This is a genomic window from uncultured Stenotrophomonas sp. (genome assembly GCF_945952405.1).
GTDB lineage: Bacteria > Pseudomonadota > Gammaproteobacteria > Xanthomonadales > Xanthomonadaceae > Stenotrophomonas.
On the sequence record NZ_CAMFIA010000007.1, the window covers coordinates 167,640 to 192,478 of the forward strand.

Annotated in this window: 24 protein-coding genes; 18 read left to right on the forward strand and 6 right to left on the reverse strand. The window is 67.8% G+C overall.

Features of this window, described 5'->3' with window-relative positions; all coding sequences use genetic code 11:
- Window positions 1-139 precede the first annotated feature (139 nt).
- The 4 genes from Q0P60_RS09710 to Q0P60_RS09725 all read right to left on the reverse strand — a co-directional run bounded on the left by Q0P60_RS09710 (window position 140) and on the right by Q0P60_RS09725 (window position 1,938).
- Window positions 140-562 (reverse strand): low affinity iron permease family protein, encoded by a 423-nt coding sequence (locus Q0P60_RS09710; RefSeq protein ID WP_294991875.1) that lies wholly within the window; start codon window positions 560-562, stop codon window positions 140-142.
- A gap of 62 nt (window positions 563-624) precedes the next feature.
- On the reverse strand, window positions 625-951 hold the full coding sequence (locus Q0P60_RS09715) for a hypothetical protein (protein ID WP_294991879.1): 327 nt from the start codon (window positions 949-951) through the stop codon (window positions 625-627).
- A gap of 75 nt (window positions 952-1,026) precedes the next feature.
- A complete protein-coding gene (locus Q0P60_RS09720; RefSeq protein ID WP_294991882.1) occupies window positions 1,027-1,287 on the reverse strand; it encodes a hypothetical protein in 261 nt (86 codons plus the stop codon).
- A 198-nt stretch (window positions 1,288-1,485) separates the two neighbouring features.
- Window positions 1,486-1,938 carry a nucleoside deaminase gene (locus Q0P60_RS09725; RefSeq protein ID WP_005411083.1) on the reverse strand — a complete coding sequence of 151 codons (453 nt, stop codon included), beginning with the start codon at window positions 1,936-1,938 and terminating at the stop codon, window positions 1,486-1,488.
- 80 nt (window positions 1,939-2,018) lie between these two features.
- Here Q0P60_RS09725 and ubiE point away from each other — a divergent pair, with 80 nt between their 5' ends.
- From ubiE to Q0P60_RS09750, 5 genes are all read left to right on the forward strand, one after another.
- Window positions 2,019-2,780, forward strand: a complete 762-nt coding sequence (ubiE, locus tag Q0P60_RS09730) for a bifunctional demethylmenaquinone methyltransferase/2-methoxy-6-polyprenyl-1,4-benzoquinol methylase UbiE (protein WP_005419407.1) — start codon at window positions 2,019-2,021, stop codon at window positions 2,778-2,780.
- A gap of 183 nt (window positions 2,781-2,963) precedes the next feature.
- Window positions 2,964-4,892 (forward strand): M1 family metallopeptidase, encoded by a 1,929-nt coding sequence (locus Q0P60_RS09735; RefSeq protein ID WP_294991887.1) that lies wholly within the window; start codon window positions 2,964-2,966, stop codon window positions 4,890-4,892.
- A gap of 127 nt (window positions 4,893-5,019) precedes the next feature.
- Window positions 5,020-5,751: a hypothetical protein gene (locus Q0P60_RS09740; protein ID WP_294991891.1), complete on the forward strand. Its 732-nt coding sequence runs from the start codon at window positions 5,020-5,022 to the stop codon at window positions 5,749-5,751.
- Window positions 5,748-6,419: a hypothetical protein gene (locus tag Q0P60_RS09745; RefSeq protein ID WP_294991894.1), complete on the forward strand. Its 672-nt coding sequence runs from the start codon at window positions 5,748-5,750 to the stop codon at window positions 6,417-6,419. Before Q0P60_RS09740 ends, Q0P60_RS09745 begins: the two co-directional genes overlap by 4 nt.
- Window positions 6,416-7,021: an HAD family hydrolase gene (locus Q0P60_RS09750; RefSeq protein ID WP_294991897.1), complete on the forward strand. Its 606-nt coding sequence runs from the start codon at window positions 6,416-6,418 to the stop codon at window positions 7,019-7,021. The genes Q0P60_RS09745 and Q0P60_RS09750 overlap by 4 nt, the downstream gene beginning before the upstream one ends.
- Window positions 7,022-7,164: 143 nt before the next feature.
- On the opposite strand, the gene Q0P60_RS09755 is transcribed toward Q0P60_RS09750, so the two are convergent.
- Window positions 7,165-8,103 carry a carbohydrate kinase family protein gene (locus Q0P60_RS09755; RefSeq protein ID WP_294991901.1) on the reverse strand — a complete coding sequence of 313 codons (939 nt, stop codon included), beginning with the start codon at window positions 8,101-8,103 and terminating at the stop codon, window positions 7,165-7,167.
- Window positions 8,104-8,386: 283 nt separating this feature from the next.
- Between Q0P60_RS09755 and Q0P60_RS09760 the strand changes: the two genes are divergently transcribed.
- From Q0P60_RS09760 to Q0P60_RS09800, 9 genes are all read left to right on the forward strand, one after another.
- The gene (locus Q0P60_RS09760) at window positions 8,387-9,433 is read left to right on the forward strand and encodes a rod shape-determining protein (protein WP_005411077.1); all 1,047 of its coding nucleotides are present in this window, start codon (window positions 8,387-8,389) and stop codon (window positions 9,431-9,433) included.
- A gap of 121 nt (window positions 9,434-9,554) precedes the next feature.
- Window positions 9,555-10,661 carry a rod shape-determining protein MreC gene (mreC, locus tag Q0P60_RS09765; RefSeq protein WP_294991904.1) on the forward strand — a complete coding sequence of 369 codons (1,107 nt, stop codon included), beginning with the start codon at window positions 9,555-9,557 and terminating at the stop codon, window positions 10,659-10,661.
- Complete coding sequence (gene mreD / locus Q0P60_RS09770; protein ID WP_005419400.1) at window positions 10,658-11,143, forward strand: rod shape-determining protein MreD; 486 nt, start codon at window positions 10,658-10,660, stop codon at window positions 11,141-11,143. The genes mreC and mreD overlap by 4 nt, the downstream gene beginning before the upstream one ends.
- A gap of 3 nt (window positions 11,144-11,146) precedes the next feature.
- The gene (gene mrdA / locus Q0P60_RS09775; protein WP_294991910.1) at window positions 11,147-13,222 is read left to right on the forward strand and encodes a penicillin-binding protein 2; all 2,076 of its coding nucleotides are present in this window, start codon (window positions 11,147-11,149) and stop codon (window positions 13,220-13,222) included.
- Window positions 13,219-14,331 carry a rod shape-determining protein RodA gene (gene rodA, locus Q0P60_RS09780; RefSeq protein ID WP_294991913.1) on the forward strand — a complete coding sequence of 371 codons (1,113 nt, stop codon included), beginning with the start codon at window positions 13,219-13,221 and terminating at the stop codon, window positions 14,329-14,331. Before mrdA ends, rodA (Q0P60_RS09780) begins: the two co-directional genes overlap by 4 nt.
- 90 nt (window positions 14,332-14,421) lie before the next feature.
- On the forward strand, window positions 14,422-15,516 hold the full coding sequence (gene rodA, locus Q0P60_RS09785) for a rod shape-determining protein RodA (protein ID WP_294991916.1): 1,095 nt from the start codon (window positions 14,422-14,424) through the stop codon (window positions 15,514-15,516).
- A 755-nt stretch (window positions 15,517-16,271) separates the two neighbouring features.
- Window positions 16,272-17,417 carry a lytic murein transglycosylase B gene (gene mltB, locus Q0P60_RS09790; RefSeq protein ID WP_294991919.1) on the forward strand — a complete coding sequence of 382 codons (1,146 nt, stop codon included), beginning with the start codon at window positions 16,272-16,274 and terminating at the stop codon, window positions 17,415-17,417.
- Window positions 17,414-18,688 (forward strand): septal ring lytic transglycosylase RlpA family protein, encoded by a 1,275-nt coding sequence (locus Q0P60_RS09795; protein WP_294991922.1) that lies wholly within the window; start codon window positions 17,414-17,416, stop codon window positions 18,686-18,688. Before mltB ends, Q0P60_RS09795 begins: the two co-directional genes overlap by 4 nt.
- A gap of 100 nt (window positions 18,689-18,788) precedes the next feature.
- Entirely contained in the window at window positions 18,789-20,009 is a 1,221-nt protein-coding gene (locus Q0P60_RS09800) for a D-alanyl-D-alanine carboxypeptidase family protein (RefSeq protein WP_294991925.1), read from the forward strand.
- 105 nt (window positions 20,010-20,114) lie between these two features.
- Here Q0P60_RS09800 and Q0P60_RS09805 read toward each other — a convergent pair whose 3' ends face one another.
- Window positions 20,115-21,188 (reverse strand): lipid A deacylase LpxR family protein, encoded by a 1,074-nt coding sequence (locus tag Q0P60_RS09805; protein ID WP_294991929.1) that lies wholly within the window; start codon window positions 21,186-21,188, stop codon window positions 20,115-20,117.
- Window positions 21,189-21,510: 322 nt separating this feature from the next.
- Between Q0P60_RS09805 and Q0P60_RS09810 the strand changes: the two genes are divergently transcribed.
- The 4 genes from Q0P60_RS09810 (at window position 21,511) to lipA (ending at window position 24,680) form a co-directional block, all read left to right on the forward strand.
- Window positions 21,511-22,503 (forward strand): CsgG/HfaB family protein, encoded by a 993-nt coding sequence (locus Q0P60_RS09810; RefSeq protein ID WP_294991933.1) that lies wholly within the window; start codon window positions 21,511-21,513, stop codon window positions 22,501-22,503.
- A gap of 171 nt (window positions 22,504-22,674) precedes the next feature.
- On the forward strand, window positions 22,675-22,953 hold the full coding sequence (locus tag Q0P60_RS09815; RefSeq protein ID WP_294991936.1) for a YbeD family protein: 279 nt from the start codon (window positions 22,675-22,677) through the stop codon (window positions 22,951-22,953).
- Window positions 22,941-23,651, forward strand: a complete 711-nt coding sequence (gene lipB / locus Q0P60_RS09820; protein ID WP_294991940.1) for a lipoyl(octanoyl) transferase LipB — start codon at window positions 22,941-22,943, stop codon at window positions 23,649-23,651. Before Q0P60_RS09815 ends, lipB begins: the two co-directional genes overlap by 13 nt.
- 18 nt (window positions 23,652-23,669) lie before the next feature.
- Window positions 23,670-24,680 (forward strand): lipoyl synthase, encoded by a 1,011-nt coding sequence (gene lipA / locus Q0P60_RS09825; protein WP_294991943.1) that lies wholly within the window; start codon window positions 23,670-23,672, stop codon window positions 24,678-24,680.
- The last annotated feature ends 159 nt before the right edge of the window (window positions 24,681-24,839 follow it).

The window sequence follows — 24,839 nt, forward strand, 5'->3', positions numbered from 1 at the left end:
CGGCCGGCGCTACCGTGATGCTCGATGGTGGTGCCGGCCGCTGGCCGGCATTGATGGTCGATGGTGGTGCCGGCCGCTGGCCGGCATTGATGGTCGATGGTAGTGCCGGCCGCTGGCCGGCATTCCCGCTTCCAGGGCGCTACACCGCCTCGTCGTCACGGCGGGGGACGTGGCAGGCACGTACCCGTGCCAGCGCATCGCCGGCTTCGCGCGCCATGCGCTCGTACTCGCGGCGGATCTCCTCCAGCCGCTCCTCGTCGAGTTCTTCCAGGTCGAGCAGCTCGTTGTTGGCCTCTGCGGTGGCGCGGATCAGCTCGTCGAGCTTGATCTGCATCGCAGCGGTGTCCGAGTTCTGCGTGTGCTGGATCAGGAACACCATCAGGAAGGTGATGATGGTGGTGCCGGTGTTGATCACCAGCTGCCAGGTATCGTTGAAGCCGAACACCGGGCCGCTGATGCCCCAGATCACCACGATCGCCACCGCGGCCAGGAAGGTCCACGGCGAACCGGTGGCGGCCGCGGCCTTCTTGGCGATCGTATTGAACAGGTTCCTTGCCTTCATCGTCGTCGTCCCACTCAGGTGACGAGGATGATCGGCAGTGGCTCGTGCAGGCGCCGTGCAGCTCAGGCGCGCAGGCGCGGCGCATCCTGCAGCCGCACCCGGCTGGTCTGGTAGACGTGCTGCCAGCAGCGGTCGACGAAATCGCGGGCCTGGGCTTCGCTCAGCCGCGGCATGATCTGCAGGGCGTACTGGGTCTGGAACATCTCGTCGCGCTGCGCATTGCTCGCGCGCGGCTGGGTGATCAGCGAATCGCAGGCGAACTTGATCCAGGGCACGTAGGAGCCGAACGAGTTGTGTGGCAGAGCACCGTCGGCATGCTGGCGGCGCCAGTGGTCAAGCTCGGCGTCAACGTTGATGACCGGGGGAATGGTGGGGACTTCAGCGTGCATGACAATCCAGTTCGGTTGAGTGGAAAGGGAGTGGGGGTTGATCCGAGTGTGGCCGATGCGCCAGTGGAAGCTGCGTCAGCACGATGTGCAGCCGGCGTTGCGATTGCCTATCAACTGCGCATGCTCGACCGCACCGAGGGCTTCGGCGATGTCGGCCATGGCGTTGCACAGGCGTTCGTGGTCGAACGGATGGCCATGCACCAGCTCCAGCTGCATGCTCTGATAGGCGGTCCAGAAGCGTGCGCCGCGCTGGTGCAGCACGAACTGCTGCTGCAGGCGTTCACGGATGGCGTCGAGGATCGGGTCGGGGGTGGGACGTACGGCGTGCGCGCACATGGCGGCCTCCGCCGGGGCAGGGGGCCCCGGTAACCCCACCGTAGGCGTGAGCCCGGGGCAGGGTGTTACCGCAGCGTGTGCATGCAGCACCGCTGAATGTGCACGGGTTCACGGCAAGCGCCGCAAACCCTGCCGGCACAAGGGTGTGCCGGCACTGAAGCGTTCATTAAGCGGATTCAACAGCAGGCTGCGCGATGCTCATTCACCGATGTCTTCGTTCCAGATCTCCGGATGCTGCGCAATGAAGCCGCCCAGCAGATCGACGCATTCCTGGCTGTCCAGGTCGATCACGTTGACGCCGTTTTCCCGCAGCCAGTCGATGCCGCCCTGGAAGGTGCGCGATTCGCCCACCACCACGGTGCCGATGTTGAACTGGCGCACCAGGCCCGAGCAGTACCAGCACGGCGCCAGGGTGGTGACCATGATGGTGTCCTGGTAACGGCGCTGGCGGCCGGCCTTGCGGAAGGCATCGGTCTCGCCGTGCACGGAGGGGTCGCCTTCCTGCACGCGGCGGTTGTGGCCACAGCCGAGCAGGCGGCCGTCGTTGTGGTACAGCGCCGCACCGATCGGTACACCGCCCTCGGCCAGGCCCTGGCGGGCTTCGGCGATGGCGGTCTGCAGCAGGGCCTGGTAGTCGGGCGTGGTGATCATGCGGGGCTCCGGTAAGTCGTGGCCCGCCATGATACGGGCAGGGGGTGCCGCTGGCCCCGGGCGGTGCGATAATCGGCGGCATGAGCGAATCCCCCTACAAAGCCGGTACCACCCATTTCGGGTTCCGCGACGTCGCCGCCAAGGACAAGCAGAAGCTGGTCGGCCAGGTGTTCACCTCGGTCGCGCGCAACTACGACCTGATGAACGACCTGATGAGCCTGGGCGTGCACCGGGCGTGGAAGCGCTACTACGTGGCGACCGCGCAGGTGAAGCCGGGCGACCGCGTGCTCGACCTCGCCGGCGGCACCGGCGACATCGCCGCCCTGCTGAAGGAGCGCGTCGGCGCCGAGGGCTCGGTGGTGCTGGGTGACATCAACGCCGGCATGCTGTCGGTCGGCCGTGACCGCCTGACCAACCGCGGCCTGGTGCTCGGCCTGGACTACGTGCAGTGCAACGCCGAAGCCCTGCCGTTCCCGGACAACAGCTTCGACCTGGTCACGATTGCCTTTGGCCTGCGCAACGTGACCGACAAGGATGCCGGCCTGCGCGAGATGTACCGCGTGCTGAAGGTGGGCGGCCAGGCCCGCGTGCTGGAATTCTCCGAAGTCACCGCCGACTGGTTCAAGCCGATCTACGACTTCCACTCGTTCAAGATCCTGCCCAGGCTGGGCAAGCTGTTCGCCAACGATTCGGACAGCTACCAGTACCTGGCCGAGAGCATCCGCAAGCACCCGCCGCAGGACGAGCTGAAGGCGATGATGGGGCAGGCCGGCTTCGAGCGCTGCCACTACAAGAACCTGACCGGCGGCATCGTCTCGATCCACTCCGGCTACAAGCTGTAAGCCCGGTGTCCCGGTAGTGCCGGCCGCTGGCCGGCATCTGCGCGGCCAATTACCGGGCGATGGAGCTGCCGGCCAGCGGCCGGCGCTACCGGTGCTGTGCCCGGCATTACCCCGCAGCGCGCAACGCCTGCGGGACCGGACAGAGGTACCATTGGGGTTTGATCCCCGTAACGGTCCCGATTCATGCGCAATCCGCTGATGCTCCTTCCGCTGGCCGTGGCCCTGGCCGCTGGCTGCTCCCAGGAGGCGGCCGCGCCCGCCGCCGCCCCGACTGCCACCAAGGCCCCCGCCGCCCCCGTGAACGCCGAGAACCGCAGCCACGACGAAAGCTCGTACGCCGAGCCGGACAAGGTCGTCATCAAGGACATCGCGCTGGATCTGAAGCTGGACTTCGACCAGAAGCAGATCGGCGGCACCGCCACCTACACCCTGGAATGGAAGCAGAAGGATGCCAAGCAGCTGGTGCTCGACACCCGCGAGCTGAGCGTGTCCAAGGTCGAGGCCGTCGCCGCCGATGGCGCACGCAGCCCGCTGAAGTTCGAACTGGCTGCGGCCGACAAGGTGTTCGGCAGCAAGCTGACCATCGAAGCCCCGCAACAGCCGGCCAAGGTGGAGGTGACCTACCACACCGCGCCGACCGCCTCGGGCCTGCAGTGGCTGGCGCCGTCGATGACCGAGGGCAAGAAGCTGCCCTTCATGTTCAGCCAGTCGCAGGCCATCCATGCCCGTTCGTGGGTGCCGCTGCAGGACACCCCGAGCGTGCGCTTCACCTACAGCGCGCACGTGGTCTCGCGCCCGGACGTGATGGTGCTGATGAGCGCCGACAACGATCCGAAGGCCGCACGTGACGGTGACTACACCTTCAAGATGCCGCAGCCGATTCCGTCCTACCTGCTGGCCATCGCCGCCGGCGACCTGGTGTTCGAGCCGATCTCCGGCCGCTCCGGCGTCTGGGCCGAGCCGACCATGGTCAACAAGGCGGCCAAGGAATTCGAAGACACCGAAAAGATGATCGGTGCCGCCGAGAAGCTGTACGGCGAATACCGCTGGGGCCGCTACGACATGCTGGTGCTGCCGCCGTCGTTCCCGTTCGGTGGCATGGAAAACCCGCGCCTGACCTTCGCCACGCCGACCGTGATCGTCGGCGACAAGTCGCTGGTCTCGCTGGTCGCCCACGAACTGGCGCACAGCTGGTCGGGCAACCTGGTGACCAACGCCAGCTGGAAGGACATCTGGCTCAATGAAGGCTTCACCACCTACGTCCAGGGCCGCATCACCGAAGCCCTGTACGGCAAGGAAATGGCCGAGATGGAGAAGCAGATCGACCAGACCGACCTGCTGGCCGAAGTGAAGGGCATGAGCCCGGCCGACCAGGCGCTGGCGCTGCCGCCGCTGAACGAACGTGATCCCGACGAAGCCCTGAGCCAGGTCGCCTACGTCAAGGGTTCGTGGTTCCTGGAATTCCTGGAACAGCGTTTCGGCCGCGAGACCTTCGATCCGTTCCTGCGTGGCTGGTTCGACGACCACGCCTTCCAGAGCGCGAACACCGACCAGTTCGTCGACTACATGAAGAAGAACCTGCTGCCGAAGAATCCGTCGGCGGTGACCGAGGCCGAACTGAAGGCATGGCTGGACGAGCCGGGCATCCCGGCGTTCGCGGTCAAGGCACAGTCGCGCAACTTCAGCAGCGTGGACACCGCGCGCATTGCCTTCGCCAGCGCCGGCACCGTGCCGAGCGGCCAGGTCATCGCCGACTGGAGCACGCAGGAATGGGTGCGCTTCATCGACGGCCTGGGTGCGACCCAGCCGCTGGACAAGCTGGCCACGCTGGACAAGGCCTTCCACTTCACCGGCACCCCGAATGGCGAGATCGCCATGCGCTGGTACCCGCTGGCGATCCGCAGCGGCTACGAGCAGGCCAATGAAGGGGCGGCGGCCTTCATCGAGCGCGTCGGCCGTCGCAAGCTGATCATGCCGATCTACGCCGAGCTGGTGAAGACGCCGAAGGGCCTGGAGCTGGCCAAGCAGGCCTTCGAGAAGGCCAAGCCGGGTTACCACCCGATCACCACCGCCTCGGTACAGGACATGCTGGTCAAGGCGGAAGCCAAGTAAGCGGTCGTGCCGGCCGCTGGCCGGCAACCAGGCACTGCGTCACCAGCAACGGCGGGGAAACCCGCCGTTGCTGTATCCGCCATCCGCCGCCGATAGAATCGGGGGGCACCCGCAAAGGACCCCCGCCATGAAACGACTGATCCTGCTGACCGCCTGCACGCTGGCCCTGGCCGCCTGCAGCAACCCCGAGGAAGAGCGCAAGGCGCAGGAAGCCGCCGCTGCTGCCGCACAGGCGCAGAAGGAAGCCAAGGCCGAGGACGTTGCCCGGCAGTACGACATGGCGGTGGCCGCGCAGGACTGGGAGCGTGCGCGCCTGCATGGCGCCTCGCTGCTGGACCAGTACAAGGACACCGCCGCCGCCGAGCGCATCGCGGCCGGTTTCGATGACGTCAAGGCCAAGGGCGATGCTGCACGCGACCTGCGTCGCATGCAGGGGCTGTGGCAGTACAACCAGATCCCGGTGGGCAGCAAGGGCAACCAGGTCTCGGCACAGATCTACAGCAAGGAGCGTGTGGATGTGGATGGCAGCGGCGCCAAGCCGGTGCAGCTGGTCTTCCGCGATCATCCGGAATGGAAGCGGCATGCCTACCTGGTACTGCAGGCCGGTGATTTCCGCTGCCCGCAGTGCACGGTGAAGGTGACCGTGGACGAAGGCAAGCCGGTATCGATGGCCGCCTGGCGGCCGAAGACCGATGAAGCCATCGCACTGTTCATCACCGACCAGAAGGCGCTGTGGAAGCTGGCGCGCAAGGGCAGATCGATCAGCATCGAGTTCCCGGTCAAGGCCGGTGGCACCCGTACGGCGGTGTTCGAGACCGGCGGCATCGACGCCAGCCGCATGCCGCAGTGGTGGCAATGATGCGGCGCCTGGCGATGGCCGTGGTGTCGCTGCTGGCGGCGCCGCTGGTGGCTGCAGCACCGCCGGCGGGCGAGCCGGGCAGTGCCTTCGCGGTGCACGGCGAACAGGTCCAGCACGCCATTCCCGCAGGCTGGACGCTGGCCTGGATGGAGGGCGACCGTAGCGGCAACGGCGAGGTGCTGGCCGAGTACCTGCCGCCGGGCGAGCCGCTGCAGGCCTGGCGGGGAGGCTATCTGCTGATCCACCGCCTGCCGATGCCCGATGCCGAGGTAATGAAGCAGGTCGCGGCCAGCGGCGCCACCCTGGTGCAGGTCGCGCTCTCGCAGCAGCAGGACAAGGCGCGCGGCTTCTGCGCAGGCAGATTCACGCCGACCAGTGCGCGCAGCAACCGCTTCAATGGCGTCGAGTTCGCGGTCGCCGGTGGATTCTGCGACAAGGTCGGCCCGGCCGCACCGTTCGGCGAAGGTGCGGTGGTGGCCTATCTGCAGGGCAATGGCTTCATCCACCAGGTGCAGTACGGCTGGCGACCGGCCGATGCGGCCGAGCAGCGCCGCGACCTGCCGTACCGGATCGCGCCGGCGAAGGTGGCAGGCTACATGCAGGCGATCACCGCCAGCACCCTGTGCGGTGGCGCCTCGCAGCCGCTGTGCACGACGAAGGACGAATGAGCATGGGGTTGGCGCAGGTGCGGCACTGGGTGTTCGACATGGACGGCACGCTGACCCTGGCCGTGCATGATTTCGCCGCGATCCGCCGCGCGCTGGAGATCACCGCCGGAGAAGACATCCTCGAACACATCGCGGCCCTGCCGGAGGCGCCGGCACAGGCCAAGCGCGCCTGGCTGCTGGATCACGAACGTGGCCTGGCCGAGGACGCGCTGCCGGCACCTGGTGCGGTGGCGCTGCTGCGTGCCCTGGCGGGCGCCGGTTGCCGGCTGGGCATCCTGACCCGCAACGACCATGCCCTGGCGAAACTGACGCTGGACGCGATCGGGGTTGGCGGGTTGTTTGGCGATGCCGACATCATCGGCCGCGACGAAGCGGTGCCCAAGCCGTCTCCGGATGGCCTGCAGCAGCACCTGCGGCGCTGGGGCATCGCGGCATCGGAGGCGGTGATGGTCGGTGACCATGCCTACGATCTGGACTGTGGTCGCGCCGCAGGCACCCGGACCGTGCTGGTCAACCTGCCAGAGAACCCCTGGCCGGGCAGCGCCGACTGGCATTTCACCGATTGCCACGCCCTGTTGGCGGCGTGGCAGCAGCGGGAGTAGTGCCGGCCGCTGGCCGGGATGTAGAGCCGAGCCGGCGCTCGGCTGCTGCTGATCCTGCCGTGCTGGCGCGCGTCAGCCGAGCATGGCTCGGCTCTACAGGGATCAAGCGGACCCGATAGCGGATCGGGCGCGGGCAGTTCGGCTTACGCGCTCAGCGCGTAACCGAACTGCTGCTTGAACTGCTCGTTGAACTCGTCGAAGGTGAAGCGCTGGTTCTGGGTGCCCGGGTGCTCGACCTTCAGCGCGCCCATCAGGTTGCCCATGCGGCCGATGGTCAGCCAGTCGTAGCCCTTCTGGATGCCGTAGATCAGGCCGGCGCGGAAAGCGTCGCCACAGCCGGTCGGGTCGACCACGCGGCGCTCGTGCGCCGGCGGGATGTCGTAGCTCTTTTCCGGGGTGTGGATGACCGCGCCCTTCGGGCCACGGGTGGTGATGTAGGCCTTGACCCGGCTGACGATCTCCTTCTCGTCCCAGCCGGTGCGCTCCTGCAGCAGGTTCGACTCGTAGTCGTTGACCACCACGTAGTCGGCCTGCTCGATGAAGGCGCGCAGCTCGGGGCCGTTGAACAGCGGCATGGCCTGGCCCGGGTCGAAGATGAACGGGATGCCGTCCTCATGGAATTCCAGCGCGTTCTGGATCATGCCTTCGCGGCCGTCCGGGCCGACCAGGCCCAGGGTCACGCCCGGCACGCCGCGCACGTGGTTCTCGTAGGAACGCATCATCGCGCCCGGGTGGAAGGCGGTGATCTGGTTGTTGTCGTGGTCGGTGGTGATGAACGCCTGCGGGGTGAACAGCTCATCGATCACGCGCACGCGCGACAGGTCGATGCCCAGGCCTTCGAAGTACTCGCGGTACGGGCCGAAATCCGAGCCCACGGTGCCCATCGGGATCGGCTGGCCGCCCAGCAGGTGCAGGTTGTAGGCGATGTTGCCGGCGCAGCCGCCGAACTCGCGGCGCATGCGCGGCACCAGGAAGGACACGTTCAGGATGTGCACCTTGTCCGGCAGGATGTGATTCTTGAACTGGTCCGGGAACACCATGATGGTGTCGAAGGCAAGAGAACCACAGATCAAAGCGGACATCGATGTAAGCCTATGCGGTGAATTTTGGGGTGGGCTGGCCCGGTTCAGCGGGCAAGCAAACGGCGCCCTTGGGCGCCCGACGGCGCAAAGGTTACCCGCTGGTGCCGCTCAGGGCCAGAACCGGGTGAGACCCGATCAGGCCGAAAGCCTGTGAAGACGCGGGTTCAGCTAGTTTTTTCCTTGCTCGGCGGCAGGCGGGTTGCTAGGCTTGTCGGCCTCGAATTCTGCCCATTTTTTCGCCATCCCGCGGCGGGCACGACACCCCTCAGGACTCCTTCCTCAGATGTTCAAGAAACTCCGTGGCATGTTCTCCAACGACCTGTCCATCGACCTGGGCACGGCCAACACCCTCATCTACGTGCGCGGGCAGGGGATCGTGCTGAACGAGCCGTCGGTCGTGGCCGTGCGCCAGGACCGTGCCATCGGTGGTACCCGCTCGGTGGCAGCCGTAGGCGCCGAGGCCAAGCAGATGCTGGGCCGTACCCCGGGCCACATCACCACCATCCGCCCGATGAAGGACGGCGTCATCGCCGACTTCACCTATACCGAGGCGATGCTCAAGCACTTCATCAAGAAGGTGCACAAGTCGCGCGTGCTGCGCCCGAGCCCGCGCGTGCTGGTCTGCGTGCCGGCCGGCTCGACCCAGGTCGAGCGCCGCGCGATCAAGGAATCGGCCGAGGAAGCCGGTGCCCGTGACGTGTACCTGATCGAAGAGCCGATGGCCGCCGCGATCGGCGCCGGCATGCCGGTCACCGAGGCCCGTGGCTCGATGGTCATCGACATCGGCGGCGGCACCACCGAAGTGGCGGTGATCTCGCTCAACGGCATCGTCTATTCGGCCTCGGTCCGCATTGGCGGCGACCGCTTCGACGAGTCGATCACCAACTACGTACGCCGCAACCACGGCATGCTGATCGGTGAAGCCACCGCCGAGCGCATCAAGGTCGAGCTGGGCTGTGCCTACCCGCAGGCCGAGGTGCAGGAGCTGGAAATTTCCGGCCGCAACCTCGCCGAGGGCGTGCCGAAGATGATCAAGATCAGCTCCAACGAGGTGCTGGAAGCGCTGCACGAGCCGCTGTCGGGCATCGTCAGCGCGGTCAAGCTGGCGCTGGAGCAGACCCCGCCGGAACTGTGCGCCGACGTCGCCGAGCGCGGCATCGTGCTGACCGGTGGTGGCGCGCTGCTGCGTGACCTGGACCGCCTGATCTCCGAAGAAACCGGCCTGCATGTGCAGGTGGCCGACGATCCGCTGACCTGCGTGGCCCGCGGTGGTGGTCGTGCGCTGGAGCTGGTGGACATGCACGGCAACGAGTTCTTTGCGCCGGAATAAGCCGTCCCGGCCGATCCTGCCCGCCGCGCCCTTCCGGGGTGCGGCCCGCCGCGATGGCGGGCCGGCACCGGCGGGGCGTCCGCGTGTTTCCCCTCCGCCTTCTGCCAGTTGAATCGTTGCCGTGCCGCCCTACGCCGGTCCTCCCGTCGCCTCCCGATCCGGTGATGCCGCCAGCCCCCTGCGGTTGCTGGCCTACCTCGCATTGGCCATCACCCTGATCGTTCTCGACGACCAGGCGGGCTGGCTGGCGCGCCTGCGCGAGCAGGCCAACAGCCTGGTGCAGCCGGTGTGGGCGCTGGCCGGCCTGCCCGGCAAGCTGGGCAACCAGGTCAAGGATTCCGCAGCCAGCCACACCCAGCTGGTCACCGAAAACCGCGAACTGCGCAACCAGCTGCTGCTGGCCAATGCGCGTCTGACCCGCCTGCAGACCGCCGCGCTGGACAACGCCCAGCTGCGCGAACTGCTGAACGTGGCCGAGCGCAGCGGCCTGGACGTGCAGCTGGCGCCGATCCTGGATATCGACCTGGACCCGGTGAAGCAGCGCCTGGTGCTCGATGCCGGCAGCCGCGAAGGCGTGCACGTCGGCCAGGCGGTGATCGATGCCGGCGGCCTGATGGGCCAGGTGATCAGCGTCACCGGCGGCACGTCGACCGTGCTGCTGCTGACCGATCCCGATCATGCGGTGCCGGTGACCGTGGCCCGCAACGGCGTGCGCCTGATCGTGTACGGCCGCGGTGACAAGCTGGAGCTGCGCGACATCCCGCTCAGCGCTGGCGTGGAAGTGGGCGATGAGATCGTCACCTCCGGCCTGGGCGGCCGCTTCCCGGCCGGCTTCCCGGTCGGCACCATCACCGGGCTGCGCCCGGACGATACCCATGCGTTCCTGGTCGGCGAACTGAAGCCGGCGGCACAGCTTGACCGTGGCCGCGACGTGCTGCTGCTGCGCCCGGGCGCGGCGATCCGCATCCCGCCGGAACTGCGCCTGCAGCTGGAAGAGGCCGCGCCGGGTGGCCCGGCCAATGCCACGACGGGTTCGGCCAACGCCGCGGCCATGCCGGCCGCAGGCCAGCAACCGTCCACGTCTGCCCCCGCGTCCCACCTTGACCCCGCGCCTGCGGCGCGCCCCCTTGAACAACAAGGGGGCTCCACTCCAGCCAGCTCCACGGTAGTGCCGACCGCTGGTCGGCAACCGCAGCCCACGCAACCGCAGCCGGAGGCCCAGCGATGAGCCGCCTGCGCGACAACCCGTGGGTGCTGCCGGCCAGCCTGGTGGTGGCCCTGCTGCTGGGCCTGCTGCCCTTGCCGGCGCTGCTGCAGCCGCTGCGCCCCTACTGGCTGGCGCTGGTGCTGGCGTACTGGGTGATTGAAGCGCCCGAGCGCGTCGGGCTGGGCATTGCCTTCGCCAGCGGCGTGGTCGCCGACCTGCTGTACGGCGGTGTGCTCGGCGAACAGGCGCTGCGGCTGGTGATGCTGGCCTTCATCCTGCAGCGCTTCCGCGCCCGCATCCGTTTCTTCCCGATGTCGCAGCAGATGCTGGCCATCGGGGGCCTGCTGTTCAACGACCGCATCGTCAGTGCGCTGGTCCACATCGTGGTGGATGAGCCGACCCTGCCGTGGTCGTACTGGTGGGCGCCGCTGCTGGGCATGGGCCTGTGGCCGCTGGTGTTCGTGCTGCTGGACGCGGTGCGCTTCGGCAAGCGCGGGCGCTGAGCCATGATCCCGCGCCGCCAGGTCAAGAACCCGCACGCCGAAGCCGAACAGTTCCGCCGCCGCGCGGCACTGGGTTTCCTCGGTGTGCTGGTCTGCCTGCTGGGCCTGGGGGGCTGGTACTTCAAGCTGCAGGTGCTGGACCACGACGTCTACGCCACGCGCTCGGAAGCCAACCGCATCAAGCCGCGGCCGGTGGTGCCGGGGCGCGGCATGATCTACGACCGCAACGGCCGCCTGCTGGCCGAGAACGTACCGGCGTTCCGCCTGGACGTGACCCCGGACAAGGTCAAGGACATGGACGCCACCCTCGAAGGGTTGGCGAAGATCATCAGCCTCAGCCCGGAAGAGCTGGAAGCATTCAACAAGTCGCGCAAGGCGCGCCGCAAGTTCCTGCCGGTCACGCTGAAGCTGCGCATGAGCGACGAGGAGATGGCGCGCTTTGCGGTCGACCGCTGGCGCTTCCCCGGCGTCGAGCTGGAGCCCTACCTGACCCGGCGCTACCCGTACGGCGACCTGTTCGCGCACATCATCGGCTACGTCGGCCGTGTCGATGACAAGGACCTGGAGATCCTCGGCGAGGGCAATGCGGCGCTGACCCATATCGGCAAGTCCGGCCTGGAGCGCTATTACGAGCAGCAGCTGCGCGGCAAGGTGGGCTACGAGCAGGTCGAGACCAACGTGCAGGGCCGTGCGATCCGCACCATCGGCCGCGTCGCCGCGCAGTCCGGCGCCGACCTGCGGTTGTCGATCGACGCCGACCTGCAGCGCGCCATGGTCGCCGCCTTCGGCGACCAGGAAGGCTCGGCAGTGGCGATGGACCCGCGCACCGGCGAAGTGCTGGCGATGGTCAGCCTGCCGTCCTATGACCCCAACCTGTTCGTCAACGGCATTTCCCATGCCGATTTCAAGGCGCTGAACGAGAACCCGTCGCGGCCACAGTTCAACCGCCTGGTACTCGGCGGTGTCGCGCCGGGCTCTACGCTGAAGCCGCTGATCGGCCTGGCCGGGCTGGATTCGGGCGTGCGCCGGCCGGAAGACAAGGTGCTGTCCACCGGCATGTTCTACCTGCCGGGGACCTCGCGTGGCTGGGGCGATGCCCACCGTGGCGGCCACGGCTGGACCGACCTGCGCAAGTCCATCGCCGAATCGGTCAACACCTATTACTACCGGCTGGCGCTGGACCTGGGCATCGAGCGCTTCGACCATTACATGGAGTACTACGGCTTCGGCCAGCCGACCGGCATCGACCTCACCGGCGAGATCGGAGGCATCCTGCCGTCGCCGGCCTACAAGCGGAAGAGCCGCAAGGAAGCCTGGTTCCCCGGCGATACGGTCAACATCAGCATCGGCCAGGGCGACTGGAAGGTCACCCCGCTGCAGCTGGCGCGTGGCGTCAGCGGCCTGGCCGATGGCCAGCTGCGCACCCCGCACCTGGTGATCCAGCAGCGCGACGGTTTCGACAGTGACTGGACGGCCATGCCGGCGGGCGAGAGCAAGCCGGTCAGCCCCAACCCCAACAATGTGCAGGCGGTGCGCGAAGGCATGATGGCGACCATGCGGCCCGGTGGCAGTGGCTGGCGCGTGGCGGTCGGTGCGCCGTACGTGATGGCCGGCAAGACCGGTACCGCGCAGGTCATCAGCCGCAAGGGCACGGCCGCAGTGAATCCCAAGAGCCTGCCAATGCACCTGCGCCACCGCGCGCTGTTCGTCGGTTTCGCACCGGTCGAGAACCCGGTGATCGCGATTGCGGTGGCGGTGGAAGGCGGCGGCTACGGCGGCTCGGCGGCTGCGCCGATCGCGCGCAAGGTGTTCGATGCCTACCTGCTGGGCAAGATGCCCGAAGGCATGCAGCCGCTGGACAGCGAACGCGGCACCACCGCCATCGGCGCTACCGCGTTCGACAACGAAGACGCCGGTGCACGCCAGGCCGGCGACCTCGCTGCGGCACAGCTGGGCGAACACCCGGTGCTGGTCGGCGTGCCCGCGCCGGCCCCGGCACCGGTACCGCAGCCGGCTGGGCCAGCCGCCGCGGCGCTGCCGGCGACGCCGCGTCCGAGCGCCGTGGAGCCCGCACGATGAAGGTGTTCCTGCGCTGGGCCGGCGACATGCTGCGCCGCTTCTTCAGCACGCTGGACTGGGTACTGTGCCTGGCCCTGGGCACGCTGATGGTGATCGGCCTGGCCACCTTGAAGAGCGCCGGTGGCGACGGCCTGGTAATGGCCCAGGGCGCGCGTTTCGCGGTGGGCATGGCGGCGTTGTGGGGCATCTCGCGGGTACCGATCCTGCGCATCCGCTCGGCCACGCCGATGATCTACGCGATCTCGATGATTCCGCTGCTGGCGGTGTTCGTGCTGGGCACCGGCAAGTATGGCCGGCAGTGGCTGGACCTGAAGTTCTTCTACCTGCAGCCGGCCGAACTGCTGAAGGTCAGCCTGCCGATGATGGTGGCCTGGTACCTGCACAAGATGCCGCTGCCACCGCGCTTCAGCACGGTGCTGACCGCGCTGGTCATCATCGGCGTGCCGACCGGCCTGGTCATGCTGCAGCCCGACTTCGGCACCGGTGTCCTGATCGCCGCCAGCGGCGTGTTCGTGCTGCTGCTGGCGGGACTGCCGTGGTGGTGGGTCGGCCTCGGCGTGGGGGGCGTTGCCGCGGTCGCGCCGGTGGCCTGGTTCTGGCTGCTGCGACCGTACCAGAAGGATCGCATCATGATGTTCCTGGACCCGGAGATGGACGCGCTGGGCGCCGGCTGGAACATCATCCAGTCGAAGATCGCGATCGGCTCGGGCGGCTTCGACGGCAAGGGCTGGGGCGAAGGTTCGCAGTCGCACCTGAACTTCATTCCCGAGCAGACCACCGACTTCGCGTTCTCGGTGCTGAGCGAGGAATTCGGCTGGATCGGCGTGGCCACGGTGCTGGCGCTGTACCTGGTGGTGATCGGGCGTTGCCTGTGGATCGCCAGCCAGTCGCGCGATTCCTATTCGCGCCTGCTGGCCGGTGCCACCGGGCTGGCGTTCTTCGTCTACGTGCTGGTCAACGGCGGGATGATTTCCGGCCTGCTGCCGGTGGTGGGCGTGCCGATGCCGCTGATCAGCTACGGCGGTACCTCGGCGGTCTCGCTGCTGGCGGGCTTCGGGCTGGTGATGGCGGTGCGCAGCCACAATCCGGTGCACGGCGGTTACGGCTAGCACTGTAAGCAGCCGAGCATGGCTCGGCTCTACAGAGGGCCGAAGCGGCCTGACAGCTTCACGCAAGCGCGCGTTGCTACCGTGGCCGGCGTGTACTGGAAACGACTCCTGGGCGGCTGCCGTGAGGCGGTGCGCACGATCGATCTGCCGTTGCTGGCCGCGCTGTTGATCCTGATGGGTGCTGGCCTGGCGGTGCTGCACAGCGTATCCGGCCCGGTGGCCGGGCAGGCGGCGCGCTTTGCCGGCGGCCTGTTGGCGATGTGGCTGCTGTCGCGGGTTCCGCTGCCGCGCCTGCGCGCGTGGACGCCCGCGCTGTATGCGGCGTCGATGCTGCCGCTGATGGCGGTCTACGTGATCGGCACCGGCAAGTACGGACAGCGCTGGCTCAACCTCGGCGTGTTCTACCTGCAGCCGTCGGAGCTGCTCAAGCTGAGCCTGCCGTTGATGATGGCGTGGTACCTGCACCGGCAACCGCTGCCACCGTCGCCACGCACGGTGCTGACATCGGCGGTGCTGATCGGCGTGCCGGCGGTGCTGATCCTGATGCAGCCCAATCTCGGCACCGCCACGCTGGTCACCGCCAGCGGCGTGTTCGCCCTGCTGCTGGCCGGCCTGCACTGGGGCTGGGTGGCCACCGGCGCCACCGGACTGGCGGTGGCCGCGCCGTTGGCGTGGTTCGGCCTGCTGCGGCAGTACCAGAAGGATCGCGTGCTGACCTTCCTCGACCCGGCGGCGGACCCGCTGGGTACCGGCTGGAACATCCTGCAGTCGCGCATCGCGATTGGCTCCGGGGGCTGGCAGGGCCGCGGCTGGGGGCAGGGCACCCAGGCCACGCTGGATTTCCTGCCCGAATACACGACCGACTTTGCATTCTCGGTGCTGGCCGAAGAATTCGGCTGGATCGGCGTAGCGACGCTGTTCGCGTTGTACCTGTTCGTTGTCGGGCGCTGCCTGTGGATCGCGGTGCACGCACGCGACACCCATGCACGGTTGCTGGCCGGCAGCCTCGGGCTGGCCTTCTTCGTCTATGTACTGGTGAACGGTGGAATGATCTCCGGCCTGCTGCCGGTGGTGGGTATTCCGATGCCGTTGATCAGCTACGGCGGGACATCGGCGGTTTCGCTGCTGGCCGGCATCGGGCTGGTGATGGCGGTGCGCGGGCATCGGCCGGTGCACGGGGGATAGGGGTTCCAGCCAACGGCGCCGCCCCTCGTGGGTGGTCGCATAACGCGGCTCATGTGTGGGGCGGGCGCGGTGGGTTCGCAGGACACGCCGTAAACCCGTCCCTGGGGGCTTGGCAGCCGCTTGCTGCGTACACGGCAAGACCGGGGTTGGGCGTCCTGCCCAACCCGCCCGAGGCATGCCTCGGGCCCATGCGGCTGACACCCCCGCGTATACCCAACCCGACCAGCCCACCCGCGGCTTCTGCTTTCCGCAACAAACCCCACCCACGAGGGGCGGCGCCGTTGGCTGGACACTTCCTGACTCTGCGCAACGCCCGTTGTGTAAGCGTTCTCACGCTCCGTCATAGCGGTATCCCTGCTGACGAAAGTCCATAAAAAGCGTTAGCTGGTTCACACTTTTACAGCGCGTTGATCCTGATCAATGGACTTGTCGTAATCGGCCTGCACAATGGCGGCCCGTTCGGCACGGCGCGCCGTCAATCGATGCAGCGCGAGGGGGCGTCGAGCGGGAAGCAGTACTGATCCAACGGGTACAGGGAGCGCGGGGTACTGCCACTGGGGAGCGGCAGCCGCGCAGGTATCGACCGGATCCGGTCGCCGGTTGCGTCTGCGGGGATGGGGACGCAACCGGCAACCTCTGCCTGAATGGGGAAGAGTGATCACGACGTCTTCACATTTCCCGCTGCTCGCAGGCAAATCGTTGTGATTCATGGTGTTAGGGGTTTTAATTCATCTATGACCTGCTAACCTGCGACGATGATTCGACGCACTCTGGCCTGCATGCTCACCCTCGGCCTGGTCGCCTGCGCGACCCAGCCGAAGTCCCCGCCGTCTTCGCCCCAGGCCAGCAGTACGCCGCGCCAGCCCGCCGCCAAGGTTCATGGCCCGGCCGAGGCGGCACCCGAAGCCACCGCTGCCACGGCGCCGCCGGTTGACCTCACGCCGGTACCGTTCGACGTCGCGCGGGCCCGCTTCATCGCCGATACCGCCAAGCGCTATGGCCTGAAGCCGGACCAGATCAGCAGCGTGCTCGACCAGGCCCAGGTCCGCCAGCCGATCATCGCCGCGATGTCGCGCCCGGCAGAGCGGGTCAAGCCGTGGAACGAATACCGGCCGATGTTCATCAGCAAGGCGCGCATCGATGGCGGCCGTGCGTTCCTGGCCGAGCATCGCGCTGAGCTGGATCGCGTGCAGCAGCGCACCGGGGTGCCGGCCGAAGTGATCGTGGCGATCATCGGCGTGGAAACCAGCTACGGCAAGAACGCCGGCAGTCATCGCGTGCTGGATGCGCTGTACACGCTGGCGTTCTATTACCCGCGCAGTGGCGACCCCGCCAAGCTGGAACGCGAAGTCCGCCGCGAACTGTTCTTCCGCGACGAGCTGGCCAAGCTGTTCGAGCTGGGCCGCGAAGAGAAGCTGGACATCACCACGCTCAAGGGCAGCTATGCCGGTGCGATGGGCATGGGCCAGTTCATGCCGTCCAGCTACCTCGATTACGCCGTGGATGGCAACGGCGATGGCCGCCGCGACCTGTTCAACAGCTATGACGACGTGTTCTCGTCCATCGCCAACTACTTCGTGAAGAAGGGCGGCTGGGTGCGGGGCGGGCAGGTCGCCGTGCCGGCCACGCTGGCAGCGGGCCGCGAAGAATTCAATCCGACCGAATGGATGCCGACCTGGTCGCTGGCCGAGCTGGCGCAGCGTGGCTACCAGCCGAGCGCAGCGGTGCAGCCGGGCGCCACCGCGACCCCGATCACCCTTGAAGGCAGCACCGGCAAGCAGTACTGGCTGGGCTTCCAGAACTACTACGCGATCACCCGCTACAACCTCTCGAAAATGTACGCGATGGCCGTGTTCCAGTTGTCCCAGGCCATCGCCGGACAGGAGCTGCCCCCGGCATGAACATCAGATGGCTGGTCCCAGGCTTGATCGTCCTCGCGCTGGCCGCCTGCAGCAGCGCGCCGAAGAAGCCGGCCACGGCCGGCCACGGTGGCAAGTCCGGCGGCACGCTGGTGCAGGGCCGCGGCTCGCGACCGGCGCACTGCCCGGAAGGCTCGCCGTACGCGGCGGCCAAGGAAGACCTGAGCACCCGCGGCAACTACACCGCCGGGGGCCTGTACAAGCCGGGCGTGCGTGACAGCACCCCGGACTACGTTCCCAACGTGGCCTGCATTCCCGAGCCGGAAGTAACGGCCGAGGAACGCTCGGCGATCGGCAACAAGTCGCCGTACGTGGTGCTGGGCAAGTCGTACAACGTGCTTGACGACACCCGCAACTATGTCGAGCGCGGCACCGCGTCGTACTACGGCGCCAAGTTCCATGGCCGCCTGACCTCCAACCGCGAGGTCTATGACATGTACCAGTTCACCGCCGCGCACAAGACGCTGCCGCTGCCCAGCTTTGCCCGCGTGACCAATCTGGACAATGGTGAATCGGTGATCGTGCGCGTCAACGACCGCGGCCCGTTCCATGATGGCCGCGTGGTCGATCTCAGCTATGCCGCCGCGGTGCGCCTGGGCATCACCCAGCGCGGCACCGGCAATGTCGAGGTGCGCGCGCTGCAGCCGGGCGAAAGCAACCTGCTGGCGCAGAAGCCGTCGCGCCGCGAGCGCCGTGCGGCCGAAGCCGCGGCCAGCGCGGTGGCCAGTGCACGCCCGGCAGCCAGCACGCGCACCGCCGCCGACAGCGACATCGATCGCCTGGTCAAGCGCCTGCCGGCCGATGGCATGCCTGCGCGTGGCCAGCCCGCCACCACCCAGGGCGTGGCCAGCAGCGTGCCGGACGTGGCGGTCAGCAGCCTGCCGCCGAGCGCGCCGCCTTCGCGCAGCCCCGCGCCGGTTGCCGCCGTTGTCGCCAGCAGTGCCCCGCGCGCGGTGGCAGCGGCGCCGGTGCGCAGCGCCGCGGTCACGCCGGCCGCCCCCAGCCTGTCGCAACAGGTGGTGGGCGCGGTGATGGTGCAGGTCGCCAGTTTCTCCAACCGCGACAACGCCAACCGTGCGATGGGCCAGCTCAATGCCGCCGGCATCGTCGGCGCGACCATCAGTGACATCGCCGCCGGTGGCCGCACCCTGTTCCGCCTGCGGGTTCCCGCCAGCGACCATGCCAGCGCCGCGGAACTTGTCGGCCGTATCGCCGGTCTGGGCCTGGGTTCGCCGCAGATCGTCAAGGATTGATCCGCGCGGGCCGGTGCTGCCGGCCCACGCTCCCCCGGCCTTACAATGGCCGTTACGTTCCACCCTCCATTCCTGGCCGTCCCCTGGAGCCTGCTGTCCAATGAATTTCCGTTCCGCCGCCACTGCCCTGGCCGCCACCCTGGTGGTGGGCCTGGCTTCCGCCCAGACGCCGCTGCCGACTCCGGCCACGCCGGCGCCTGCCGCCGCCGCTGCCGCCCCGGCCACCGTCGCCACTCCGCCGGCCCCGGCACCGAGCGTGTCCAAGGCCTGGGTCCTGATGGATTACGCCACCGGCCAGGTGCTGGCCGGCGAGAACGTCCATGAGCAGCTGGCCCCGGCCAGCATCACCAAGGTGATGACGTCCTACGTGGTCGCCGCCGAAGTCAAGAACGGCAAGGTCCGTGCGGATGACCAGGTGATGATGAGCGAGCGCGCCTGGCGCGAAGGCGGCGCGGGTACCGATGGCAGCTACAGCGGCTTCCCGGTCAACCAGACCGCACGCCTGGAAGACATGGAAAAGGGCATGGCGATCCAGTCCGGCAATGACGCCGCGATCGCCCTGGCCGAACACGTGGCCGGCAGCGAGGAAGCCTTTGCCTCGCTGATGAACAGCTACGCCGCCAAGATCGGCATGAAGGACTCGCACTTCGTCAACGCTCACGGGCTGACCGCGCAGGGCCACCACAGCACCGCCTACGACCTCGCGCTGCTGGGCCGCGCGATGGTGCGCGATTACCCGGAAACCTACGCGTACAACAAGATCAAGGAATTCCAGGTCGGCAGCATCAAGCAGCCGAACCGCAACCTGCTGCTGTGGCGCGATGGCAGCGTGGACGGCATCAAGACCGGCCATACCTCTGAAGCCGGCTACTGCCTGATGAGCTCGGCCCAGCGTGGCGACCAGCGCCTGATCGCCGTGGTGCTGGGCGGTGCGTCGGAGAAGCAGCGTGCCGATGACAGCCTGGCCCTGCTGAACTGGGGCTTCCGCTTCTTCGAGACCCACCGCCTGTACGAGCCGGGCAAGGCCGTGGCCGAGCACAAGGTCTGGAAGGGCACCACTGACAAGGTGCAGCTGGGCGTGGCCCAGCCGATGCTGGTCAGCGTGCCGCGTGGCCGCTACAACGACCTGAAGCCGAGCATCGACGTGCCGAAGACCCTGGAAGCACCGTTCACCGCTGGCCAGCAGGTCGGCACCGTGAAGGTCACCCTGGATGGCAAGGTCATTGCCGAGGCCCCGCTGGTGGCGGTGGCTGCGGTCGAACAGGCCGGCTTCTTCAAGCGCCTGTGGGACAGCTTCTGGATGTGGTGGGAATCGGAATGATCCACGCCCCGGCGTGGTGAATGGAAAAGGCCGGCGAATGCCGGCCTTTTTCATTGCAGCGGGTGCGCCGGGCCACGCGGCCGGCAGCCGTCCGTTTGATCGGCCTCACAGCGAGCGGCTGATGGTGAAGCTGCCGAACACCGGGGCCTCGCGCTGGCCGTAGAACTCGCGGGTGCTGTGGTAGCGCGCCACCGCGAACTTCCAGCGGCCGTGCGTCAGCGCCATGCCGTAGCCGCCCTGCGCCACCACGTGCCGCTTGTCGACGCTGTGGCTGCTGCGGAACGTGTTGCCGTCCAGGGTGATGTCGCGGATCATCCATGCCGCATCGGTGGTGACGAACATGTGCCACGACCAGCCGCTCGGGCGGCCACCGCGTGTCGGCGCCGTGTTCTCACCGGCCGGACGCAGCGGCGTGCTGCCGAAATCATCGGGCAGCTTCCAGCCGAATCGCACTTCGCCACCGGCGTTGGCCTTGGTTTCCAGGTTGCCGATCGCGCCGCCGTAGTGGCTGATCGCATCCCAGCCCCAACCGCCGGCATTGATGCTGGCATCGGCCGGCCAGCGGCGCATGCGCTCATGGGTCAGCATGAACACCGGTTCGTTGTGCAGCTGGTTGTCCCAGCCCTCGAACTTCTTGTCGTTGAGGATGTTGTGCACCGCGTCCTGCACCTGCTTGCCCTGCGCCCACGGGCCGACCACGCCCAGCGCCAGCTGGGTGGTCTGCAGGCGGTCGCCACTGCGCGCGTTGAAGCCGAAGCTTGCAATCAGCACGCCGGCATACGGGCGGTCGTCCTTGATCAGGTCGCGGCGGGTCGGGTCGGTCGGGGTGAAGATGCCCTGGCCGATGCTGAAGATCATGTTCTGCTGTTCGAACCTGCCCGGATGCAGGCCTTCCAGGTACTGGTTCACCCAGCGCGCCATGCGCGGCAGGCAGGGGTCGTCGGTGTAGTCGACCAGGTTCGGCGAGACCAGGGTCAGCTGCGCGCCGTTGGTGTAGCCCTGGTCCTGGTGGCGGCCACCGAACAGGTCGTTGTCGACGCGGAAGTTGATCTGCGGCGGGTGGTCGCGCATCGCATCCGGGCCGCATTGTTCGGCGGCCTGGGCGGCGAGGGGAAGGGCAGCAGCGAGCAGGCCGGACAGCCCGAAGGCGGCAAGGCGGCGTTGGGAAGGGGGGCTCATCGGGGCGGATTCTTTTGTCGTTTTCAGCCGCGACACGGTACCCCCTGGGGACCCCCGAAACGACCACGCCGGGCTCACTTGTCTGTTCCGAAAACAACATTGTCCGCCCGACACAATGTGATACGTGAATCGATCCAGCGGCCTGGCCTTGACCGAATGTGTCGCTATCGGCATTTCAGTCAGCTGCGGTTGTGGTTGGGTCCCTGCATGCCCTATCCTCTGCGCCGGCGCCTGGGGGGCGCCCAACAAGGATTCAGGTCCCAGACCCTTTACTCAACCCATGGATTGTGCTTCGCCGTCGGCGAGGTGCTGGATGACTCAAATGAACAAATCGAATTCGCTCGCCCATGCGCTGGCCTGCGCGTTGCTGGGTGCCGGTCTGGTGGCCGTCAGTGCACCGGCGTCGGCGGGTCTGCGCGACAGCTTCGCCAACAGCCGCACCTCTGCCCAGGAGCAGAGCAAGAAGGGCCAGGCCGAGATTCCGGTCTGCACCAAGCCGCTGGGTTCCATCTCGGTGATCGAACCGGAAGACGTGGTGAACTGGTGGACCGGCCAGCAGCTGCCGGCGCCGTCGAAGCTGATCAAGGTCTTCGTCAACAAGTCCAAGTGCTTCACCCTGGTCGACCGTGGCGTCGGCATGGCGGCCGCCCAGGCCGAGCGTGCGCTGGCCAGCGAAGGCCAGCTGCGCGGCCGCTCCAACATCGGCAAGGGCCAGATCCGCGCCGCCGATTACGTGCTGGTGCCGGACCTGATCTCGCAGAACAGCAACGCCGGCGGCAACGCCATTGGCGGCCTGCTGGGCGGCCTGATCGGTGGCAAGGCCGGCGCGGTGGTCAGCGGCCTGAACTTCCGCAGCAAGACCGCGGACGTGACCCTGACCCTGACCGACGTGCGTTCGTCCGAGCAGGTGGCCATCGTCGAGGGCAACTCGAAGAAGACCGACCTGGGCTGGGGCGCCGGTGGCGGCCTGTTCGGCGGCGGCGGCATCGGCGCGATGGGCGTGGGCGGCTATGCCAACACCGAAATCGGCCAGGTGATCACCCTGGCTTACCTGCAGGCCTACACCAACATGGTGGCCGAGCTGGGTGGCCTGCCGGCCAATGCCTCGGCGGCCAACGCCGGCCAGGCGGTGACCATGCTCAAGGCCGGCCGCCTGCTGGCCAATGCCAAGGGTACCGGCGCGCCGGTGCGCTCGCTGGAACCGGGCATGCTGCTGTACCCCACCGGCGTCAAGGAAGGCACCATGTGGGAAGTGGAAGACGAAATGGGCAACAAGGGCTGGGTCAATTCCACCCTGATGGAAACGGCCAAGTAAGCCGCCTGCGTGCCGGCCGGGTGCCGGCACGCGTCGCCTGCCGGGGCCGGCCTTTGTGGGCCGGCCCCTATCATGGGCGCCGCCCCGCTGCAACGCAGCGGCTCGCCGGTGCCGCTTTTGACTTTGATGAATACTCTTGGGTTTGTTGCCCTGCGGCCCGATAATGGGTCCATGGAAATCAAGTCCGACAACCCCGACCACGGCTTCCAGTTCCCCGGCCAGTTCGAGCTCAGCGCCATGGGCCCGGCCAACCGCGGCCTGGAACATGAGCTTCCCCGCCTGCTGCTGGCTGCCGGCATCGATGTCGTCAATGAACGCATCAGCTGGAAGCATTCGACCAACGGCAAGTACGTGTCCGTCCGCATCGTGTTCAAGGCCGACAGCCGCGAACAGTACGATCTGGCGCACCAGGCACTGCGCGACCACCCGGAAGTGAAGTGGACGCTGTAGCCGACAGCTGCCCGGCCGAAGCCGCCCCGGAAGACCGCGCGCCGCGCCCGGCGCTGGTCCGCGACCTCGGCCGCCAGGCCTACGAGCCGGTGTGGCGCGCCATGCAGCGCTTCACCGACCAGCGCAGCGAGGCCGATGCGGACGAGCTGTGGGTGGTCGAGCATGACCCGGTGTTCACCCTGGGCCAGGCCGGCAAGGACGAACACGTGCTGGCGCCGGGCGCGATCCCGGTGCTGCATGTGGACCGTGGCGGCCAGGTGACCTATCACGGGCCCGGCCAGATCGTGGTCTACCCGTTGTTGCGCCTGCCGCGGCTGGGCATTGGCGTGCGCGACTATGTGTGCCGCATCGAGCAGGCCATCATCGATACCCTGGCCGAGTGGAACATCGGGGCCGAACGCCGCGAAGGCGCCCCGGGTGTCTACGTCGGTGGCGCCAAGATCGCCGCACTCGGCATCCGCGTCCGTCGCGGCTGCACCTTCCATGGCCTGGCCTTCAACGTGTCGATGGACCTGGAACCTTTCCACCGTATCAACCCCTGTGGCTACCAGGGGTTGCAGGTGACCTCGGTAGTAGACTTGGGCGGGCCCTCCGGGATGGAGGCCGTCAAGCCGGTGCTGCTGGACCACCTGGCCCGCCAGTTCGGCCTGCTGCTGCAGCACACGCCCGAACTGCCCGATCTTTCTGCGGCCGCCTGACCGCTCCCCGGAACTGCCATGACTGAAACCACCGCCCGTTCCATTCCCCTGCAGATCGTGCAGGGCGACTCTCCGTCCGCCGCGCCGTTGCAGGCCGGGGTCAAGCAGCTGGGCGGTGACAAGATCAACCGCTCGCCAGTGCAGTTCGCCGACGCGCCGGTGCTGCGCAAGCCCTCCTGGATCCGCGTGCGCATTCCCTCGGGCAATGCGGTGCAGAACCTGAAGGCCAAGCTGCGCGAGAACCGCCTGGTGACGGTGTGCGAGGAAGCCAGCTGCCCGAACATCCACGAATGCTTCGGTCACGGCACCGCCACCTTCATGATCCTCGGCGAGGTCTGCACCCGCCGCTGCTCGTTCTGCGACGTGGCCCACGGCCGGCCGAAGCCGCCGGATGCCAACGAGCCGGCCAGCCTCGGCCAGACCGTGGCCGACATGGGCCTGAAGTACGTGGTGGTGACCAGCGTCGACCGTGATGACCTGCGTGATGGTGGTGCCCAGCACTTCGTCGACTGCATCAGCGCCATCCGCGAGAAGTCGCCGGGCACCCGCATCGAAGTGCTGACCCCGGACTTCCGTGGCAAGGGCCGCATGGAGCGCGCGCTGGAGATCCTGGCGCAGAACCCGCCGGACGTGTTCAACCACAACATCGAGACCGTGCCGGACCTGTACCGCAACGTGCGCCCGGGCGCGGACTACCAGTGGTCGCTGAACCTGCTGAAGAACTTCAAGGCGCAGCACCCGGAGGTGCCGACCAAGAGCGGCATCATGCTGGGCCTGGGCGAAGACTTCGAACAGATCAAGGCCACCATGCGCGACCTGCGCGCGCACGACGTGGACATGATCACCATCGGCCAGTACCTGCAGCCGACCGCGCACCATCATCCGGTGCTGAAGTACTGGACCCCCGAGGACTACAAGGCGCTGGAAGACTACGGCTACGAGCTGGGCTTCAGCCACGTGGCCTCCGGCCCGATGGTGCGCTCGTCGTACCACGCCGACGTGCAGGCCAAGGGCGCCGGGATTTCCTGACGCTCCGCCGGTTGGGGGCGGATGCTCTCTACCGGTGGGAGCGGACCCTCTCTGCCGGTGGGAGCGGACCCTCTCTGCCGGTGGGTGCGGACCGTTGGTCCGCACACCCCAGCCTCTCCTGTAGAGCCGAGCCCATGCTCGGCTGCTGCTTCCGGACAG

Bases quoted from the DNA above. Each gene is read 5' to 3' on its own strand.
- Q0P60_RS09810 (WP_294991933.1), top strand. From the start codon at position 21,511: ATGAACAAATCGAATTCGCTCGCCCATGCGCTGGCCTGCGCGTTGCTG.
- Q0P60_RS09720 (WP_294991882.1), bottom strand. From the start codon at position 1,287: ATGTGCGCGCACGCCGTACGTCCCACCCCCGACCCGATCCTCGACGCC.
- Q0P60_RS09715 (WP_294991879.1), bottom strand. From the start codon at position 951: ATGCACGCTGAAGTCCCCACCATTCCCCCGGTCATCAACGTTGACGCC.
- Q0P60_RS09755 (WP_294991901.1), bottom strand. From the start codon at position 8,103: ATGTCCGCTTTGATCTGTGGTTCTCTTGCCTTCGACACCATCATGGTG.
- Q0P60_RS09805 (WP_294991929.1), bottom strand. From the start codon at position 21,188: ATGAGCCCCCCTTCCCAACGCCGCCTTGCCGCCTTCGGGCTGTCCGGC.
- mrdA (WP_294991910.1), top strand. From the start codon at position 11,147: ATGATCCCGCGCCGCCAGGTCAAGAACCCGCACGCCGAAGCCGAACAG.
- Q0P60_RS09710 (WP_294991875.1), bottom strand. From the start codon at position 562: ATGAAGGCAAGGAACCTGTTCAATACGATCGCCAAGAAGGCCGCGGCC.
- Q0P60_RS09725 (WP_005411083.1), bottom strand. From the start codon at position 1,938: ATGATCACCACGCCCGACTACCAGGCCCTGCTGCAGACCGCCATCGCC.
- Q0P60_RS09760 (WP_005411077.1), top strand. From the start codon at position 8,387: ATGTTCAAGAAACTCCGTGGCATGTTCTCCAACGACCTGTCCATCGAC.
- ubiE (WP_005419407.1), top strand. From the start codon at position 2,019: ATGAGCGAATCCCCCTACAAAGCCGGTACCACCCATTTCGGGTTCCGC.
- lipA (WP_294991943.1), top strand. From the start codon at position 23,670: ATGACTGAAACCACCGCCCGTTCCATTCCCCTGCAGATCGTGCAGGGC.
- rodA (WP_294991913.1), top strand. From the start codon at position 13,219: ATGAAGGTGTTCCTGCGCTGGGCCGGCGACATGCTGCGCCGCTTCTTC.
- Q0P60_RS09735 (WP_294991887.1), top strand. From the start codon at position 2,964: ATGCGCAATCCGCTGATGCTCCTTCCGCTGGCCGTGGCCCTGGCCGCT.
- mltB (WP_294991919.1), top strand. From the start codon at position 16,272: ATGATTCGACGCACTCTGGCCTGCATGCTCACCCTCGGCCTGGTCGCC.
- Q0P60_RS09815 (WP_294991936.1), top strand. From the start codon at position 22,675: ATGGAAATCAAGTCCGACAACCCCGACCACGGCTTCCAGTTCCCCGGC.
- Q0P60_RS09800 (WP_294991925.1), top strand. From the start codon at position 18,789: ATGAATTTCCGTTCCGCCGCCACTGCCCTGGCCGCCACCCTGGTGGTG.
- Q0P60_RS09745 (WP_294991894.1), top strand. From the start codon at position 5,748: ATGATGCGGCGCCTGGCGATGGCCGTGGTGTCGCTGCTGGCGGCGCCG.
- Q0P60_RS09795 (WP_294991922.1), top strand. From the start codon at position 17,414: ATGAACATCAGATGGCTGGTCCCAGGCTTGATCGTCCTCGCGCTGGCC.
- Q0P60_RS09740 (WP_294991891.1), top strand. From the start codon at position 5,020: ATGAAACGACTGATCCTGCTGACCGCCTGCACGCTGGCCCTGGCCGCC.
- Q0P60_RS09750 (WP_294991897.1), top strand. From the start codon at position 6,416: ATGAGCATGGGGTTGGCGCAGGTGCGGCACTGGGTGTTCGACATGGAC.
- mreD (WP_005419400.1), top strand. From the start codon at position 10,658: ATGAGCCGCCTGCGCGACAACCCGTGGGTGCTGCCGGCCAGCCTGGTG.